General features: G+C 71.7%; 13 protein-coding genes. 9 read left to right on the top strand and 4 right to left on the bottom strand.

The window, feature by feature from the left end:
* Positions 1-6: 6 nt before the first annotated feature.
* Positions 7-3,522: a chromosome segregation protein SMC gene (gene smc / locus ROT00_RS01610; protein ID WP_404771834.1), complete on the bottom strand. Its 3,516-nt coding sequence runs from the start codon at positions 3,520-3,522 to the stop codon at positions 7-9.
* Positions 3,523-3,646: 124 nt separating this feature from the next.
* On the opposite strand from smc, the gene ROT00_RS01605 reads away from it, so the two are divergent.
* Positions 3,647-4,726, top strand: a complete 1,080-nt coding sequence (locus tag ROT00_RS01605; RefSeq protein ID WP_404771832.1) for a GNAT family N-acetyltransferase — start codon at positions 3,647-3,649, stop codon at positions 4,724-4,726.
* A 4-nt stretch (positions 4,727-4,730) separates the two neighbouring features.
* Here the strand turns inward: ROT00_RS01605 and ROT00_RS01600 are convergent, their stop codons facing one another.
* Positions 4,731-5,771: a LacI family DNA-binding transcriptional regulator gene (locus ROT00_RS01600; RefSeq protein ID WP_404771831.1), complete on the bottom strand. Its 1,041-nt coding sequence runs from the start codon at positions 5,769-5,771 to the stop codon at positions 4,731-4,733.
* Positions 5,772-5,916: 145 nt separating this feature from the next.
* On the opposite strand from ROT00_RS01600, the gene uxaC reads away from it, so the two are divergent.
* From uxaC to manD, 8 genes are all read left to right on the top strand, one after another.
* Positions 5,917-7,356 carry a glucuronate isomerase gene (uxaC, locus tag ROT00_RS01595; RefSeq protein ID WP_404771830.1) on the top strand — a complete coding sequence of 480 codons (1,440 nt, stop codon included), beginning with the start codon at positions 5,917-5,919 and terminating at the stop codon, positions 7,354-7,356.
* A 77-nt stretch (positions 7,357-7,433) separates the two neighbouring features.
* Positions 7,434-8,744 (top strand): ABC transporter substrate-binding protein, encoded by a 1,311-nt coding sequence (locus ROT00_RS01590; RefSeq protein ID WP_404771829.1) that lies wholly within the window; start codon positions 7,434-7,436, stop codon positions 8,742-8,744.
* Positions 8,745-8,781: 37 nt separating this feature from the next.
* Positions 8,782-9,732: a carbohydrate ABC transporter permease gene (locus ROT00_RS01585; protein WP_404771827.1), complete on the top strand. Its 951-nt coding sequence runs from the start codon at positions 8,782-8,784 to the stop codon at positions 9,730-9,732.
* Between the two features lie 58 nt (positions 9,733-9,790).
* The gene (locus ROT00_RS01580; RefSeq protein ID WP_404771826.1) at positions 9,791-10,669 is read left to right on the top strand and encodes a carbohydrate ABC transporter permease; all 879 of its coding nucleotides are present in this window, start codon (positions 9,791-9,793) and stop codon (positions 10,667-10,669) included.
* A gap of 52 nt (positions 10,670-10,721) precedes the next feature.
* Positions 10,722-11,798 carry an alpha/beta hydrolase family protein gene (locus ROT00_RS01575; protein WP_404771824.1) on the top strand — a complete coding sequence of 359 codons (1,077 nt, stop codon included), beginning with the start codon at positions 10,722-10,724 and terminating at the stop codon, positions 11,796-11,798.
* Positions 11,795-13,231: a tagaturonate epimerase family protein gene (locus tag ROT00_RS01570; protein WP_404771822.1), complete on the top strand. Its 1,437-nt coding sequence runs from the start codon at positions 11,795-11,797 to the stop codon at positions 13,229-13,231. Before ROT00_RS01575 ends, ROT00_RS01570 begins: the two co-directional genes overlap by 4 nt.
* The gene (locus ROT00_RS01565) at positions 13,228-14,010 is read left to right on the top strand and encodes an SDR family oxidoreductase (RefSeq protein ID WP_404771821.1); all 783 of its coding nucleotides are present in this window, start codon (positions 13,228-13,230) and stop codon (positions 14,008-14,010) included. The genes ROT00_RS01570 and ROT00_RS01565 overlap by 4 nt, the downstream gene beginning before the upstream one ends.
* Before the next feature lie 38 nt (positions 14,011-14,048).
* A complete protein-coding gene (manD, locus tag ROT00_RS01560) occupies positions 14,049-15,287 on the top strand; it encodes a D-mannonate dehydratase ManD (RefSeq protein ID WP_404771819.1) in 1,239 nt (412 codons plus the stop codon).
* A gap of 19 nt (positions 15,288-15,306) precedes the next feature.
* Here the strand turns inward: manD and mutM are convergent, their stop codons facing one another.
* Together mutM and rnc are read right to left on the bottom strand one after the other, a co-directional pair.
* Positions 15,307-16,296 (bottom strand): bifunctional DNA-formamidopyrimidine glycosylase/DNA-(apurinic or apyrimidinic site) lyase, encoded by a 990-nt coding sequence (gene mutM / locus ROT00_RS01555; RefSeq protein WP_404771817.1) that lies wholly within the window; start codon positions 16,294-16,296, stop codon positions 15,307-15,309.
* Between the two features lies 1 nt (position 16,297).
* Positions 16,298-17,008, bottom strand: coding sequence for a ribonuclease III (gene rnc, locus ROT00_RS01550; protein WP_404771816.1), 711 nt, complete (start codon positions 17,006-17,008; stop codon positions 16,298-16,300).
* Positions 17,009-17,020: the final 12 nt, after the last annotated feature.

Here is a 17,020-nt window from a genome sequence, read left to right as displayed (position 1 = left end):
CCCGGATCAGCTGGCTGCGCGCTCCTCGCGCACGCGCTGGCCGACGACGGCGGACACGCCGTCCTGACGCATCGAGACGCCGTAGAGGGCGTCGGCGATCTCCATCGTGCGCTTCTGGTGCGTGATGACGATGAGCTGCGACTCCTCGCGGAGGGACTCGAAGGTCGTGAGCAGCCGGCCGAGGTTCGCGTCGTCGAGGGCCGCCTCGACCTCGTCCATGATGTAGAACGGGCTCGGCCGCGCCTTGAAGATCGCCATCAGCAGCGCGACCGCCGCGAGCGAGCGCTCGCCGCCCGACAGGAGCGAGAGCCGCTCGATCTTCTTGCCCGCCGGCTTCACGCTGACCTCGATGCCGGTGCTCAGGAGGTCGTCGGGGTTCGTCAGGAAGATGCTGCCGGTCCCGCCCGGGAAGAGGATGGGGAACACCTCGGTGAACGCGTCCCTCGTGTCCTCGAAGGCGGCCCGGAAGATGGCCTCCATCTTGCCGTCGATCTCCTCGATGATCGTCAGCAGGTCCTTCCGGGTGTTCGCGAGGTCGGTGAGCTGCTCGGTGAGGAACTGATGCCGCTGCTCGAGCGCGGCGAACTCCTCCAGCGCGAGCGGGTTCACCCGGCCGAGCTGGGCGAGCTTCCGCTCGGCCTGCGCGAGCCGTCGCTGCTGCACCTCGCGCGAGTACGGCGTCGCCTCGCCGTCCTCGGTCTCCGGCGGGACCTCCTGCTCGGGGCCGTACTCGGCGACGAGCACCTCCTCGGTGAGGCCGAGCTCCGACTCGGCGCGCTCGGCGAGCGAGGCCGCGTGCAGCTTCTTCTCGTAGATCCGCAGTTCGAGGCCGTGCACGTCCTCGGTGACCGCCTGGAGCCGTTCGCGGACCTGGGTCTCCTCCCGGCGCACCGCCTGCAGCTGCTCGTTCCGGCTGGCGCGCTCGGCCTCCGCCCGCCCGAGCGCGACTCTCGCCTCGGCGACGGAGGCGTCGACGGAGGCGAGCGCCGCCGGGAGCGCGTCCGCGACGCGGGTCGCGGCCTCCAGCTGCGCGCGACGGATGACGGCGCGCCGCGCGGCCTCGACCGCCTGGCGCTGCTCGGTGTCGAACTGGCGCTCCTGCTGGGCGATCCTGGCCTCCTCCGAGCGGACGCGTTCGCGAGCGGTCTCGAGTGCGAGCTTCGCCTCGACCTCGCGCTCCCGGGCCTCGTCGAGCGCGGCCACGGCGCCGTCGCGCTTCGAGGCGTCGAGCACCGGACGGGGCACCGCGCGAGCGGCCTCGTGTGCGGCCTTGCTGGTCTCGGCGGCGGCCTCCGCCTCGCCGACCCGGCTCTCGGCGCCGGAAGCGGCCTGGCGGAGACGCTCGAGCTCGGCGTCGGCGGCCTCGAGCTGCACCCGCGCGCGGTTCAGCCGCTCGGTGCGCTGCGCGAGCTGCGCGTCGAACTCGCGGAGCGCGGAGAGCGCCTGCTTCGAGACCTGCTTCGCCTGTTCGTGGCTCGTCCGTTCCTCGGCGAGCGCCGTGCGGCTGCGCTCGAGCGCGCCGCGGAGCTCGTCGAGCGCGTTCTGGGCCTCGTCGCGCTCGGCCACGAGCTCGATGCGGCTCTGCTTGCGGCCGGAGCCGCCGCGCAGCACGAAGCGGCCGATGACCGTGCCGTCGCGGGTGATGACGGTCGCCGGGCGGTCGAGTCCCGCGAGCACGGGCTCAGCCAGACGGGCGGCCTCGACATCGTCGGCGACGAGCACCTCGGCGAGCAGCGCGCGGACGCCGGCCGGAGCGGTGACGACGTCGGCCGCGGGGGTCAGCCCGGGCACCGCGGGCACCGGGGGCGCACTCGCCCCGCCCGCGTCGGCGAGGGTGATGGCGACGCGGCCGAGGTCGCCGTCGGCTGCTGCGGCGACGGCGCGGAACGCGGCATCCCGGTCGTCGACGAGCACGGAGTCGGCGAGCGAGCCGAGCGCCGCGGCGATCGCGGCCTCGAATCCGGGGCGGACCTGCATGCCCTCGGCCAGGAGCCCGCGGACGCCGGGCACCCCGGCGGCGACGAGGGCGGCGGAGCCGTCGCGCTGATCGAGGGCGAGGGAGAGCGCCTGGGTGCGGGCCTGGAGGGCGCCCTGCTCCCGCTCCAGCCCGTGCAGCTCCTCGCGCAGGCGCTCGATCTCGGCCTCGGCCTCGAAGACCGCGGCCTGCGCGAGCTCGTACGCCTCGTCGAGGTCGGTCTCGCCGGCGTCGTCGGTCTCGGCCTGCTGCTCCGCCTCGGCGAGGGCGGCCGCGGCCGCGGTGCGGCGGGCGTCGGCGGCGTCGAGGGCGTTGCCGTGGCGGAGCACCTCGCCGCGCGCCGAGGCGAGCTTGGAGGCCGCGGCGTCCGCCTGGCCGGCGAGCTTCGAGAGCTCGAGGTCGTAGGCGGCGACGAGCGCGCTCTGCTTCGCGATCTCGGCGTCCACGTCGTCGAGCGCCGCCCGGGCGACCCCCGTCGCCTCGTGCGCGACGTCGAGCTCGCCGGCGGCGCGGCCGATGCCGTCGCGGAGCCCGTCGAGCGCGTCGATCGCCTGGTCGATGTCCTGCCGGGTGACGGTCGGCGCGGCCTCCGGCGTCTCCGCCTGCCCGCCGAGGAGCGCGATGCGCTGCTTCGCGAGCGTGTCCACGGCGCGGAGCGCGCTCTGCGCCTGCTCGAGCTCGAAGCCGAGCGAACGGGCGCGGTCGACGTCGTCGCCCTCGAAGGCCTGCTCGAGGGCGGTCACCCTGGCCTGGTGCTGTTCGAGCTTCTCCTGCAGCACGAGCCGCTCGGCGTGCCGCTCGTGCTCGCTCTTCCCGTGCTCCTCGAGCGCGCGGCGGAGGCCGGTGAGCTCGTCGGCGAGCAGTCGGGCCTTCGCGTCGCGGACGACGGCGGCGATGCCGGCGGCCTCCCGCGCCACCTCGGCCTGGCGGCCGAGCGGCTTCAGCTGGCGCCGGATCTCGCCGGCGAGGTCGGAGAGGCGGGTGAGGTTCGTCTGCATCGCCTCGAGCTTGCGGAGCGTCTTCTCCTTGCGGCGGCGGTGCTTCAGGATGCCCGCGGCCTCCTCGATGAAGCCGCGCCGGTCCTCCGGGCTCGCGTGCAGCACCGAGTCGAGGCGGCCCTGCCCGACGATGACGTGCATCTCCCGTCCGAGGCCGGAGTCGCTGAGGAGCTCCTGGACGTCGAGGAGTCGGCACTGCTCGCCGTTGATGGCGTACTCCGACTGCCCGCTGCGGAACAGGGTGCGCGAGATCGTGACCTCGCTGTACTCGATCGGGAGGGCGCCGTCGGCGTTGTCGATCGTGAGGCTGACCTCGGCCCGGCCGAGCGGGCCGCGGGTGGAGGTGCCCGCGAAGATGACGTCCTCCATCTTGCCGCCGCGGAGCGTCTTCGCGCCCTGCTCGCCCATGACCCAGGCGAGGGCGTCCACGACGTTCGACTTGCCGGAGCCGTTCGGGCCGACGATGCAGGTCACGCCCGGCTCGAACGCGAAGCTCGTGGGCTGGGCGAAGGACTTGAAGCCTTTGAGCGTGAGGCTCTTGAGGTACACGTCCCACCTTCCTGCTCCGGGCGCTGCGGACTACCGTAGCCGAGTTCGCGCCCGCCGAGGTCGCGGAACGCCGTGGGATCCGCGTCTCCGCGCGGAACGGAGGGCCGGCGCCTACGCTGAAGCCATGGAGATCAGACGGATCCCGGTCCCCGAGCACCTCGGCGTTCCCGCCGCGCGCGAGTTCGAGGAGGCTGCCGGCCTCCTCGCGGCGATCGAGCGCGAGACCTGGGGCGACGACGACTTCGCGCTCAGCGCGCAGGAGCTGCTGGCCGCGGCCCGCAGCACCCACCTCCGTCGCGTCGCCTTCGGAGCGTGGGCGGACGGCGTCCTCGTCGGGCGCTCCGCCACCGTCTGGGACGAGGACCCGGGGGCCGAGTCGGCCGAGGTGCACGTCGTCGTCGACCGGGCGCACCGTCGGCGCGGGATCGGCCGAGCGCTCCTCGATGCGGCAGAGCGCGTCGCCCTGGACGTCGGCAAGCGCGCGCTCGACTCCTTCTCCGACCATCCGATCGAGAGTCTCGGGGCGCCGGGGACGGGGCTCCGTGCGCCCGCCGACACGGCGGGCGACGCCGAGATCCCCGCGGACTCCGTCGCGGCCGCGTTCGCCGCGGCGACGGGCTACGCGCTCGGTCAGATCGAGCGCGTGAGTCTGCTCGACACGAGCGGTCGCGCGGAGGAGCTGGAGGCGGGGCTCCGCCCGCTCGAGGCATCCGCTGCCGCCGCCGGCTACCGGCTCGTCGGCTGGCGGGATGCCGCGCCCGACGCCCTCGTCGACGCCTACGCCGTGGCTCGGGAGCACATGAGCCGCGACATCCCGGCCGGTGCGCTGCAGATCGACGCCGAACGCTGGGACCGGGCCCGCGTCCGCGCGTGGGAGTCGGAGCTCCTCGGCGGCGGGACGACGCTCCTCAGCTGCGCCGTCGTCGACGGCAGCGAGCGGGTCGCCGGCTACACGGTGCTCGAGCTGCCGCCCGGCCGGCCCGTCGCCTACCAGGACGACACGATCGTGCTCGGCCCGCACCGCGGTCATCGCCTGGGGCTGCTGCTGAAGCTCGCGAACCTGGTCGCGCTGCACGGGACGGCGCCGGAGCGCACGCGCGTGCACACCTGGAACGCGGACGAGAACGCGCACATGCTGCGCATCAACCTCGGGCTCGGGTTCCGCCCGTACGGCCTCTCGGCCGTGTGGGAGCGGCGGGTCTGAGGCCTCAGTCGCTCCGGCCGAGCGCCGAGCGGAGCGCGGTCGCTCCCGCGCTGCGGCCCGTCGACTCCCGCGGCATGAGCCGTGTCGGCAGCAGGACCGGCTCCGTGGCGACCGATCGGCCCGACAGGATCGCGATGAGCGTGTTCGTCGCCGTCGTGCCCTGGTCGCGGAGCGGCGACGCGACGGAGGTCAGCGGCGGCGTCGTCAGCGTGCCGAGCTGGGAGTTGTCGAAGCCGACGACGCTGACGTCGCGGGGCACCTCGAGGCCCAGGGCGCGCACGCCGACGATGAAGCCGATCGCCATCACGTCGTTGAAGGCGATCACCGCCGTCGTCGGGTTCGCCGCCCAGCGCTCCGCGGCACGGTAGCCGCCCTCGACGGTCGGCAGCGCCGGACTGATCCGACTCGTGCGCACGCCGAGATCCACGGCCGACTGCTGCACCCCGCGCCAGCGCATCCCGTCGGCCCAGGACGCTGCGGGCCCGGCGATGTAGGTGAGCTCCGTGTGCCCCAGCTCGTGGAGGTGCTCGACCGCGTACCGCGCCCCGGCCGCCCCGTCGGTCAGCACGCAGGGCAGATCGCCCACGATCCGATTGAGCACGACGACGGGACGCTGCTTCGCGAGCATGCGGATGCCGGACGCCGGGAGCCGCGGACTCGTGAGCACGACCCCGTCGACCGCGGTGAGGTACCGCTCGAACGCGCGCTCCCGGACGATGCTCTCGCGCGAGTCGAAGACCATCAGCGTGTACCCGGCGGCCTCGGCGGCCGTGTCGGCCCCGCGCACGAGATCGGTGAACACCGGGTTCCTGATGTCGCTCACGACCATGGCGAGCAACTGCGACTGCTGCAGCGCCTCCGGCAGGGTGGGGCTCCGCTGGTAGCCGAGCCGCTGGGCGACCTCCCGCACGCGCGCGACGGTGGCGACGCTCACCCGCCCGGGTCGGGCGAGGGCGCGGGACACCGTCGAGGGCGCGACCCCGGCCGCCCGGGCCACGTCGTAGATCGTGACCGGCCGCTCGCCTCCCTGATCGTGGTGCGTCATACGGGCATGGTACTGGCGGTCGAACGCCCGCGCGGGCGGCGATCCGCGGGCCTCGGCGCCCGTTCGGGGGGCATCCGGACGGGCGCGTTGGCAAAGGATGGCAACTTGTTGCCATGGCCGTCGGAGCTCGCCCAGGATGGTCCGCATGCACGCGAATCCACGGGCGAATTCCGCCGGACGACACCCCGACGCCCTCCTGCCCGCGGAACCGACCCAGCGCCGCATCGCCCGCGAGCTCTACGAGCAGGTCGCCGGCCTTCCGATCGTCTCGCCGCACGGGCACGTGCCGCCGGAGCTCCTCGCGGAGAACCGGCCGTTCAACAACCCGGCCGAGCTGTTCATCACGCCCGACCACTACGTGACCCGCCTGCTGCACGCCCACGGGGTGCCGCTCGCCGATCTCGGCGTCGGCGCGGAGGCGCTGAGCGACGCGCAGGCCAGGCAGTCCTGGCGCATCCTCTGCGAGAAGTGGGCGCTGTTCGCCGGGACCCCGATGAAGTACTGGCTCGAGGACGTGCTGCTCAACGTGTTCGAGGTGGAGGAGGTGCCGAGCGCCGCGAACGCCGAGCTCCTCTTCGACCACATCGACGAGCGCCTCCGCGATCGGGCCTACCTGCCCCGCGCGCTCGTGGAGTCCTTCCACATCGAGACGCTCGCCACGACGGACGATCCGCTCTCGGAGCTGGAGCACCACGCGGCGCTCCGCGACGACGCCTCCTTCGGCACCGACGTCATCCCCACGCTGCGCATCGAGGGATTCATCGATCCCGCCCAGCCGAAGTGGCAGGCGAACGTCACCGCCCTCCTCGACCGCACGGGAGGCGACGACACCGTCGAGTCCTATCTCACCGCGATCGCCGATCGGCGTCGCCACTTCGCGGAGCACGGGGCGGTGTCGATCGACTGCGCGCTCGTCGACGCGCGCACGGCGGTGCTGCCCACCGCGCGGCTCGCGGAGCTGTACGCGAGCGCCCGGCGCTCGGCGCTCACCCCCGCCGAGGCGGACGAGTTCCGCGCGGGCATGCTCGGCGAGCTCGCCCGGCAGTCGCAGGAGGACGGCCTCGTCCTCACCCTCCACGTCGGCGCACTGCGCAACTACGACGGCCCCGTGCACCGGCGCTTCGGGCCCGATCGGGGCGCCGACATCCCGCTGACCACCCCGTTCGCGGAGGGCCTGCGCCCGCTCCTCAACGAGTTCGGCCACGATCCCGCGTTCCACCTCGTGCTCTTCACGCTCGACGAGACGGCCTGGGCGCGCGAGATCGCGCCGCTCGCCGGGTTCTACCCCAGCGTGTACGCCGGGGCGCCCTGGTGGTTCCTCGATGAGCCCGAAGCGATCCTGCGCTACCGTTCCGCGGTGACCGGGGCGATCGGCTTCGGCAAGCAGTCCGGCTTCATCGACGACACGCGAGCGCTCTGCTCCATCCCCTCCCGGCACGACATGGCCCGGCGCCTCGACGCCGCGTTCCTCTCGAAACTCGTGTCCGAGCACCGGCTTTCGGCGGACGAGGCCGCCTCGATCATCCGGCAGATCACCTACGAGCTGCCACGGGCGACGTTCCGGCTCGCGCACTTCGGGCACTGACCCGGCGCAGCCCGAGATCCTGCTTCGCTCCCCCGCACGTTCCACACCGAAGCATGACTACCAATGGAGGTAACGAAATGAAACGGTCCTTGGCCTACGGAGCGGCCACCGCAGCCGCACTCTCGCTGCTGCTCGCGGGCTGCAGCGCATCCCCATCGTCGGACGGGGCATCCGGATCCGACGCCACCGAGCTCACCTACTGGTCGATGCTGACCGTCGACGAGCCCGAGGTGCCGATCCTCACCGCCGTGTTCGAGGAGTTCGAGGCCGAGACGGGCATCACGGTCAACGTCCAGTGGCAGGGCCGGGACGTGCTGCAGAAGGTCATGGCCGGGATGACCACCGGCAACGTGCCGGATCTCACCGATCAGGACAACAACCGACTGCAGGGGCTCCTCGCGAACAACGGCGCCGCCCGGGACCTCTCCGGCCTCTACGAGCGCACCGTGGAGGGCGAGGACCTGACGATCGGCGAGCTCATCGGCGACAAGTACGACCCGCTCACGAAGGACGCGGACGGGAAGTACTTCATGCTCCCGTTCACCCTCCAGCCGTACGTCTGGTGGTACAACGGCGCCAATGTGCCGAGCCTCACCGAGGCCGCCCCGAGCGACTGGGCCGGCATGAACGCGATGCTCGCCGAGCTGAAGGCGGACGGGCGCGCCCCGATCGCGCTCGACGCCGACCACACCGACTACGACCGCGCGATGGTCGCGACCGCCATCGTCCGCGCCATCGGCCCTGGCAAGCTGCTCGAGACCGTCGAGGACCCGACCGGCGAGGCGTGGGATACCCCAGAGATGCGTGAGGCCGTCGATCTCTTCGTCGACTGGGCCGAGCAGGGCTTCTACGCCAAGGGCTACGACAGCAGCAAGTGGCCGGCGATCCAGACGGAGTGGGCGCAGAACAAGGCCGACCTGCTCTTCCTCGGCGGATGGACGCCGAACGAGACCCGGGGCTACGCCGCCGACGACATGGAGTACCGCGCATTCAACTTCCCCGCCGTCGAGGAGGGCGGCGACACGACCGTCCCCGTGGCGCTCAACGGATTCGCGATCCCCACGAAGGCGAAGAACCCCGAGGCCGCGGAGCGGTTCCTCGCGTTCCTCTACGCGAAGGACCCCATGTCGAAGCTCACGAACGACACGCTGAGCCTCACCGTCCGCTCGGACATCCCGGTCCCGGCCGACCTGCAGGACATCCGCGACATCGTCGACCAGAACGCGATCTCCGGCGTGAACGACCAGGTCCCCGCCGTCGTCCCGAACTTCGACACCACGGTCTTCCAGCCCGCGACGCAGGCGCTCGTGACGGGTCGGCTCACCACCGACGAGTTCATCGAGAAGATGCGGACCGAGCAGAAGCAGTACTGGGAACTCAACGGGTAACCGTTCGGCGAGCCGCAGGAGCAATCGAGTGAGTGTGTTGGAGTCCGAGCGCGTCGAGAGCGACGCCGAAGCACCGAGGCGAGCAGCCCGGACGGAGGTGAAGCCGCGGCAGCGCTCGCAGCGGAACTGGTTCGTCCTCTTCGTCCTCCCCGCCGTGGTGCTCTACGCACTCGTCCTGATCGGCCCGACCGTGTTCTCGATCGGGGTCAGCCTGTTCCAGTGGAACGGGCTGACCCCGCCGGAGTGGCGGGGGCTCCGCAACTACGAGATCCTCTTCCGGGACCCGGTCTTCCTCCGGTCCCTCGTCAACACCCTGGTGATCCTCTTCGTCGGCGGAGCCGTGATCTTCGTGGTCGGCTTCTTCTTCGCGGCGTTCATCCGGACCATGCGCGGGCGGAACTTCATCCGCGCCGTGCTCTTCTTCCCGTTCATCGCCTCGCCCATCGCCCTGTCGATCGTCTGGGGCGTGCTGTTCCAGTACCGCGGCATCGTGAACACGCTGCTCGGCAACGTCGGCATCGACCCGGTCGAGTGGCTGTCGAGCGAGCACATCTTCAAGATGGCGGTGGCCGGCACCATCTGGGTGAGCGCCGGGCTCTACCTCACCATCCTGCTCGCGGGGATCGACCAGATCCCGCCGATGTACTACGAGGTGGCGGAGCTCGAGGGGGCGAGCGCCTTCCAGCGCTTCAGGTACGTCACCCTCCCGCTCTCCTGGGACGTCGCCTCGGTCGCCGCGATCCTCTGGACGATCGAGGCGCTGAAGCTCTTCGACTTCCTGTTCGCCTTCGGCGGGGCCACGACGACGATGCCGCCCGTGGAGATCTGGAACTCGTCCCTGTTCGTCTACGGACAGACCTTCGGCGATCAGGTGCCGGCGTACCGATTCGGCTACGCCTCGGCGTCGGCCGTGCTCATGCTGCTCCTCTTCGGCGTGATCGTCGTGCTGCTGCGGCGAATCCTCCGCAGGGAGCCGATCGAGCTATGACGATTCCCGTGCACCCGCCCGCGCCTCGCGCCGTCCGCCCCATCGAGAGAGGCATCCGATGACCGCTCCCACCGCCACCCGGCGCCCCGCGCGGGCGACGCGCTCGACGCCGGGAAAGCTCTTCGGCTGGCTCCCCCGCCTCGCCATCTGGCTCGTCGTCGGATTCAACGTCGTGGTCCTCGCGATCACCCTGCTGTCGTCGGTCAAGACCACGAAGGACATCTTCGCCTCGCCGATGGGGCTGCCGACCACCTGGGAGTGGGGGAACTGGTCCACCGCCTGGTCGAACAGCGGCTTCGCCGTCGGCGCGCTGAACTCCCTCATCGTCGTCGGCTCCGCCTCGGTCGCCGTCGTGCTGATCGCCGCGCCGGCGGCCTACGCCCTCTCCCGCATGAACGTGCGGTGGGCGAGGCAGCTCTCGACCGCGTTCGTGCTCGGCATCGGCATCCCGCCGCACATCATCATCATCCCGCTGTTCATCGAGTTCTCGCAGCTCGGACTCATCAACAGCAAGCTCGGGCTGATCATCGTGTACGCCGGCGTCTCCCTGCCGTTCGCGGTCTTCCTCCTCACCGGCTTCATGGCCGCGGTGCCGAAGGAGATCGAGGAGGCCGCCTCCCTCGACGGCGCGGGTCCCGTCGCCACGCTGGTGCGCATCTTCCTCCCGACCGTGCGCACCGGGCTGCTCACCGTCTTCATCATCACGGCGGTGAGCCTCTGGAACGAAGTGCTGATCGCCCTGACCTTCGTGCAATCGAACGACAACTTCACCCTGGGGCTGTCGTTGATGTCGCTGCTCTCGGCCATCCAGTACAGCGGCGCCGACTACGGCCTCCTCTTCGCCGGCGTGAGCATCATGCTCGGCCCCATGCTCCTGCTCTTCATCCTCCTGCGACGGTTCGTCATCGAGGGCATGACGCTCGGCGTCGGCAAGTAGCCGCATGCCGCCCGGATCGACGACGCACCCCATCTCGAAAGGACCACTGCACGTGACCACCCCAGCCGTCCCACTCGGACATCGCAACCTCAGCCCGAACGCCTGGCTGCTCGACCGGGCCCGGAAGAACACCCCCCGGTTCCACTTCGACGACGGCGTCGCCGACGTCGAGGCCTGGCGGGACGAGACGCTCGCCGCGGTCCTCGCCACACTCGGCGAGGAGCCCCCGGCCTGCGAGCCGAACCCCGTGCTGCTCGGCGAGATCGAGCTCGACGGCTTCATCCAGCAGCGGTGGATGCTGGACGTCGAGGAGGGGCTCACGACCATCGTGGCGGTGAACCGTCCCCTCGGCGGCACCGCGGGCTCGACGTGGGCGCCGATCCTCTGCTGGCACGGCCACGACATGGGCGGCAAGGAGCCCATCATGGGCAACCGCTCGACGCCGCTGCTCCGCTCCTACGCGGACGACGACGGCTACAACTACGGCGCGGTGATGGCTCGCGCGGGCTTCGTCACCGTCGGCGTCGACTGGATGGGGCACGGCGACTTCGACGAGCAGCGGAAGTGGCGCATCAGCTCGCCCCAGAAGGGCGTCGAGATGGACTGGTGCGACACGTACTACCTGAACGCGACGATCCTCGGCATGACGCCGCTCGGCATCAACCTCGCGCACGGCAAGCGGGTGCTCGACTTCGTCACGACCCTGCCGTACGTGCAGGACGGGCCGATCGGGGTGATGGGCGTCTCCGGCGGCGGCACGATGTCACTGTGGTCGGCGCTCGTCGATCCCCGCATCGCGGCGACGGAGATCATCTGCTACTCCGACACCTTCCCCGACTTCGGCTTCCGCGACAGCAACTACTGCGGGATGCAGATCACGCCGGGCCTGTTCTCGCTCGTCGACGTCTCCGATCTGCAAGGGCTGCTGTTCCCCCGGGCTCTCATGGTCGACATCGGCTTCTTCGACGACTGCTTCATGCTCGAATCGGCCGGCCCCTGCGCCGATCGGGTCGAGGAGATCTACCGCCGGGCCGGGGCCTCGGACCGGTTCCGCAGGCAGCTGTTCGCCGCCGGACACAGCTGGTGCGACGAGCAGTCGGCCGCGTTCTTCAGCGAGTACCTGCGATGAGCGGCCTGCAGCACGTCGAGCTGACGATCGAGACCGTCGGAGGCGAACGGCTCCTCGCCGTGGCGTACGCCTCGGACCGCGAGCGCGCCCGCTTCGAGCGGCTGACGCCGGGCCCGCGGGCGGGCGTGTCGTACGGACCGCTGTCGGCGCGCAACGCGGCGGCGGCTCGGGCCATCCGGCCGAACCTGGCGCCGCGACCGATCGGGCTGTCGACCTCGGCCGGCACCGGCGACCGGCTCGGCCTCGCCACGCCCGGTCACGTCGACGCCTTCCGCGACTTCGCCCCGACGGTTCGTCCGATCTTCGCGCAGCAGTCGATCCGCGAGATGGATCGGCTGGGCCGGAGCCCCCAGCAGGTGCTGGACGACGCGACGTTCGGATGCATCGAGGCCGGCTGGACCGGACCGGTGGGGGCGGATGCCGATCACCTGAAGACCGTGGCCGACATCGATCGCTGCCTGGCCGCGGGCTTCAGCCTCTTCACGATCGACGTGGGCGACTTCGTCGAGGTATGCGACGAGGTGCCGTCCGACGCCGAGCTCGCCCGGCTGCCGTGGGACGAGCTCGAGGACGACCTCGCATCCGCCCGGCGTCGCTACGCCTCGCTCCGGCTCGAGCTCGACTCAGGCGTGCAGACCATCGGCGAGACCCAGCTGGCCCACGCGATGGGCAAGTACGGGCGTGCGGTGGCCATGGGCGCCCGGCTCGCGCGTCACCTGATGGATCGTGCGACGTACCCGGTCGAGATCGAGATCGCGGTCGACGAGACCGACGAGCCGACGACGCCGGAGGAGCACCTCTACATCGCGACCGAGCTCGCGCGGCTCGGCATCCGCTGGGTGAGCTTCGCGCCCCGGCATCTCGGCTCCTTCGAGAAGGGCGTCGAGTTCGCCGGCGACCGGGCGGCCCTCGACGACGCGGTCGCCCGGCACGCCGCGATCGCACGGGCGCTCGGCCCGTACAAGATCGGCATGCACTCGGGCTCCGACAAGTTCAGCATCTACGCCGGGCTGATGGAGCACACCGAGGGACTCGTGCATCTGAAGACCTCGGGCACGAGCTACCTGGTGGCGCTCGGCGTCCTCGCCGCCCGGCGGCCGGAGCTCTTCCGCCGGGCGTACGAGGCGAGCCTCGGCGCGTACCGCGCCGCCCGCGCGAGCTACCAGGTCTCCGCGGAGGCGGGCGCCGTGCCCGCCCCGGACGCCCTCGCCGACCCGGAGCTGCCGGGTCTCCTGCTCGCCCCGGCGACGCGGCAGATCCTGCACGTCGGCTACGGCTCGGTGCTCCGCGCCCCGGAGGGCGACGGTCCCTCGTTCCTCGGCACGGAGCTCCTCGCCGCGCTGGCGGACCACCGCGAGGACTACCGCGCCGATCTGCGCACCCACTTCGGCCGCCACCTCGCCCCGTTCTCGGCCGTCGGGGTCCGCTCGTGACGCTCGCGCCGTCGGTCGCCGGCCTCTTCGACCTCGAGCGGAGCACCGCACTGGTCGTCGGCGGGACCGGCGTGCTCGGCGGCCGGTTCTGCGAGGCGCTGGCCGCCGCGGGGGCGGAGGTCGCGGTCGCCGGCCGCTCCCGCGAGCGCGGCGAGGAGGTGGTGCGCCGCGTGCAGGAGGCGGGCGGTTCTGCGCGGTTCGTCGAGCTGGATGCGACGGACCGGGCATCCGTCCACCGCGCCGCCGCCGAGTGCGAGGACCGCGGCGGGATCGACATCCTCGTGAACGCGCCGGGGATCAACAGCGCGACGCCGTTCGGCGAGATCACCGACGCCGAATGGGAACTGCTGCTCGACACGAACCTCGGCTCGATGTTCCGCACGATCCAGGCGTTCCGCCCCCAGCTCGCGGCGGCCGGCGGCGGCAGCATCATCAACATCTCCTCGGCCTCGTCCGGGCCGCCGCTCTCGCGCGTCCTGACGTACGGCGTCGCGAAGGCGGGCGTGAACAGCCTCACCCAGTACCTCGCGCGGGAGCTCGCGCCGGAACGGATCCGCGTCAACGCGATCGTCCCGGGGTTCTTCCCCGCCGAGCAGAACCGGGCGCTGCTCAGCGAAGAACGCGTCTCCGACATCGTGCGGCACACCCCGATGGGCCGCCTCGGCGAACAGCACGAGCTCGACGGCGCCCTCCTCTGGCTCGCCTCCGGGAAGGCCTCCGGCTTCGTCACCGGGGCGCTCATCCGCGTCGACGGCGGGTTCTCCGCGATGACCATCTGACCGCGCACTCCCCCCACCCACTGCAGAAAGGAACCGGTGTGAAGATCGAACGCGCCGAGGTGATCGTCACCAGCCCGAACCGGAACTTCGTCACGCTGAAGCTCACGACGGACGACGGCCTGAGCGGGCTCGGCGACGCGACCGTCAACGGACGCGAGCTCGCCGTCGTCTCCTACCTGAACGACCATGTGGTCCCCCTGCTGATCGGCATCGACGCGCACCGCATCGAGGACACCTGGCAGTTCCTCTACCGCAGCGCCTACTGGCGGCGGGGGCCGATCACGATGGCGGCGATCGCGGCGGTGGACATGGCCCTCTGGGACCTGAAGGGCAAGGCCGCCGGCCTGCCCGTGTACCAGCTGCTCGGCGGCGCCTCGCGCACCGGGATGATGGCGTACGGGCACGCCTCCGGCAAGGAGCTGCCGGAGCTGTTCGACTCGATCCGGGAGCACCAGGAGCTCGGCTACCGCTCGATCCGCATCCAGCCCGGCGTGCCCGGGCTCGAGGCCATCTACGGCGTCGCCTCGAACACGGGGCTCGCGGGCAACGAGGGCGTCCGGTACGACCACGAACCGGCGCAGCGCGGCGCACTGCCGATGCAGGAGGACTGGGACACGCGCGCGTATCTGCGGCACGTGCCGATGGTCTTCGAGGCGGTCCGGGCGGAGTTCGGTCCCGAGCTCCCCCTGCTGCACGACGGCCACCACCGGATGACCCCGCTCCAGGCCGCCGCCTTCGGGAAGTCGCTCGAGCCGTACGACCTCTTCTGGCTGGAGGACTGCACGCCGGCCGAGAACCAGGAGGCGCTCCACCTCGTCCGCCAGCACACCACGACGCCGCTCGCGATCGGCGAGGTGTTCAACACGATCTGGGACTTCCAGGCGCTGATCAAGGAGCAGCTGATCGACTACGTGCGGGCCGCATCGACCCACTTCGGCGGCATCAGCCCGCTGAAGAAGGTGATGGACTACGCCGCGCAGTACCAGATCAAGTCCGGATGCCACGGGCCGACCGACATCTCACCGGTCGGCTTCGCCGCGCAGCTCCACGTGGGGCTCGCGATCCATAACTTCGGCATCCAGGAGTACATGCAGCACGGGCCCCGCACGAACGCCACCTTCGAGCAGTCCATGACCTTCGTCGACGGCCACCTGCATCCCGGCGACCGTCCGGGTCTCGGGGTGGAGCTCGACGTCGACGAGGCCGGCAAGTACCCCTACGCGACCGCCTACCTGCCCTACAACCGGCTCGCCGACGGGACCGTGCACGACTGGTGATCCCCGGGGCGGGCGCGCGTCACCGGCCGGACGGACGGGCCTCGGCGGCGCGGCGCAGCCGCACCCGCTGGCAGCGCGGGCAGCGGTGCGAGGAGCGGTTCATGAACGGCTCGCGCACCATGAGCGTGCCGCAGCGGGGACACGCCTTGCCCTCCCGCCCGTACGCGTTCAAGGAGTGGGCGAAGTAGCCCGACGCGCCGTTCACGTTCACGTACTGGGCGTCGAAGCTCGTGCCGCCCTCGGCGAGGGCCTTCTGCAGCACCCCGCGGACGGCCTCGAGGAGCTCGACCGCCCGGCGCCGGCCGATGCTCGACGCCGGCTGCTCCCCGTGCAGGCGCACCGCCCAGAGCGACTCGTCGGCGTAGATGTTGCCGATGCCGCTCACGAGCGTCTGGTCGAGCAGCACGCGCTTGACGGCGGAGTGCCGCTTCGCGAAGGCAGTGAGGAACGCCCGCTCGTCGAACGCCGGATCGAGCGGATCGCGGGCGATGTGGGCGACCTGGCTCGGGATCGCGTTCGCCCAGTCCCCCGATACGTCGGCGGAGAAGCCCGCCGGCCGCCCGTCGGGGGTCGGCAGCATCCGATCGATCGCCATCGACCCGAAGATCCGCTGATCGACGAAGTCCACGCGGAGCTCGCCGTGCTCCGGATGCTCGAGATGGATGCGGATGCGGGCGTGCGCGTCACCGCCGGGATGATCGGGCGTGCGCAGGAGCACCTGACCGCTCATCCCCAGGTGGGCGACGAGCGCGAGCGGCGCGGCGGCGGCGGAGCGCCCGCCGGTATCGACGGATGCCTCGACCGGCACGATCGGCAGCCAGAGGAACTTGCCGCGACGGACCGCTCCGGCCAATCTCGCGCCGGTGAGCGAGCGTTCGAAGTCGCCGACGGCCGGGTCGTGGCGCTTCAGCGACCGCGGGTCGAGCACCTCGACACCGGCGACGAGCGCTCCGGTGACGGCCGGTGCGAGGCCGGCGCGGACCACCTCGACTTCGGGCAGCTCGGGCATGTCAGCCCGCGTTCAGCGCGGTCCAGGCTTCGAGGGCCGCGGCCATCTCGGCCTGCTTCTTGCTCGAGCCCTCGCCCGAGGCGCGGACCAGCTCGCCGACGGACACCGTGGCGAGGAAGTGCTTGCTGTGGTCGGGGCCGCTCTCGGCGACCTCGTACAGCGGCGGCGGGGCGCCGAGCCGCGCGGCGGCCTCCTGCAGACTCGTCTTCGGGTCCATCGCGGCGCCGAAACGGGCGGGGTCGCTCATGAGCGGCGAGACGAGGCGCAGCACGAACTCGGTGGCGGCCTCGCCGCCGGCGTCGAGGTAGGTCGCCCCGATGATCGCCTCGACGGTGTCGGCGAGGATCGACGGCTTGTCGGCGCCGCCGGTCATCGTCTCACCCCGGCCCAGTCGGATGAACGGGCCGAGCCCGATGCGACGACCGACCTCCGCGAGCGCGGCACTCGAGACGAGGCTCGCCCGGCGCTTGGCCAGTTCGCCCTCGTCGAGCTCCGGGTGGTCGCGGAACAACCGCACGGTGACGGCCTGCCCGAGGATCGAGTCGCCGAGGAACTCGAGCCGCTCGTTCGTCGGGATGCCGCCGTTCTCGTACGCGAACGACCGGTGCGTGAGCGCGAGCAGCAGCAGCTCGGGGTCGATCTCGATCTGCAGCCGCTCCTGGAGGGCTACGAGGTCTCGATCCGCAGGTCCCGTCTGCCGCGCGCGCGCCACGACCGGTCGTTC

The organism is Agromyces mediolanus (genome assembly GCF_044917495.1).
GTDB lineage: Bacteria > Actinomycetota > Actinomycetes > Actinomycetales > Microbacteriaceae > Agromyces > Agromyces mediolanus_B.
Note: the sequence above shows the minus strand (reverse complement) of the source record. Positions and strands in the feature narration are given on the sequence as shown.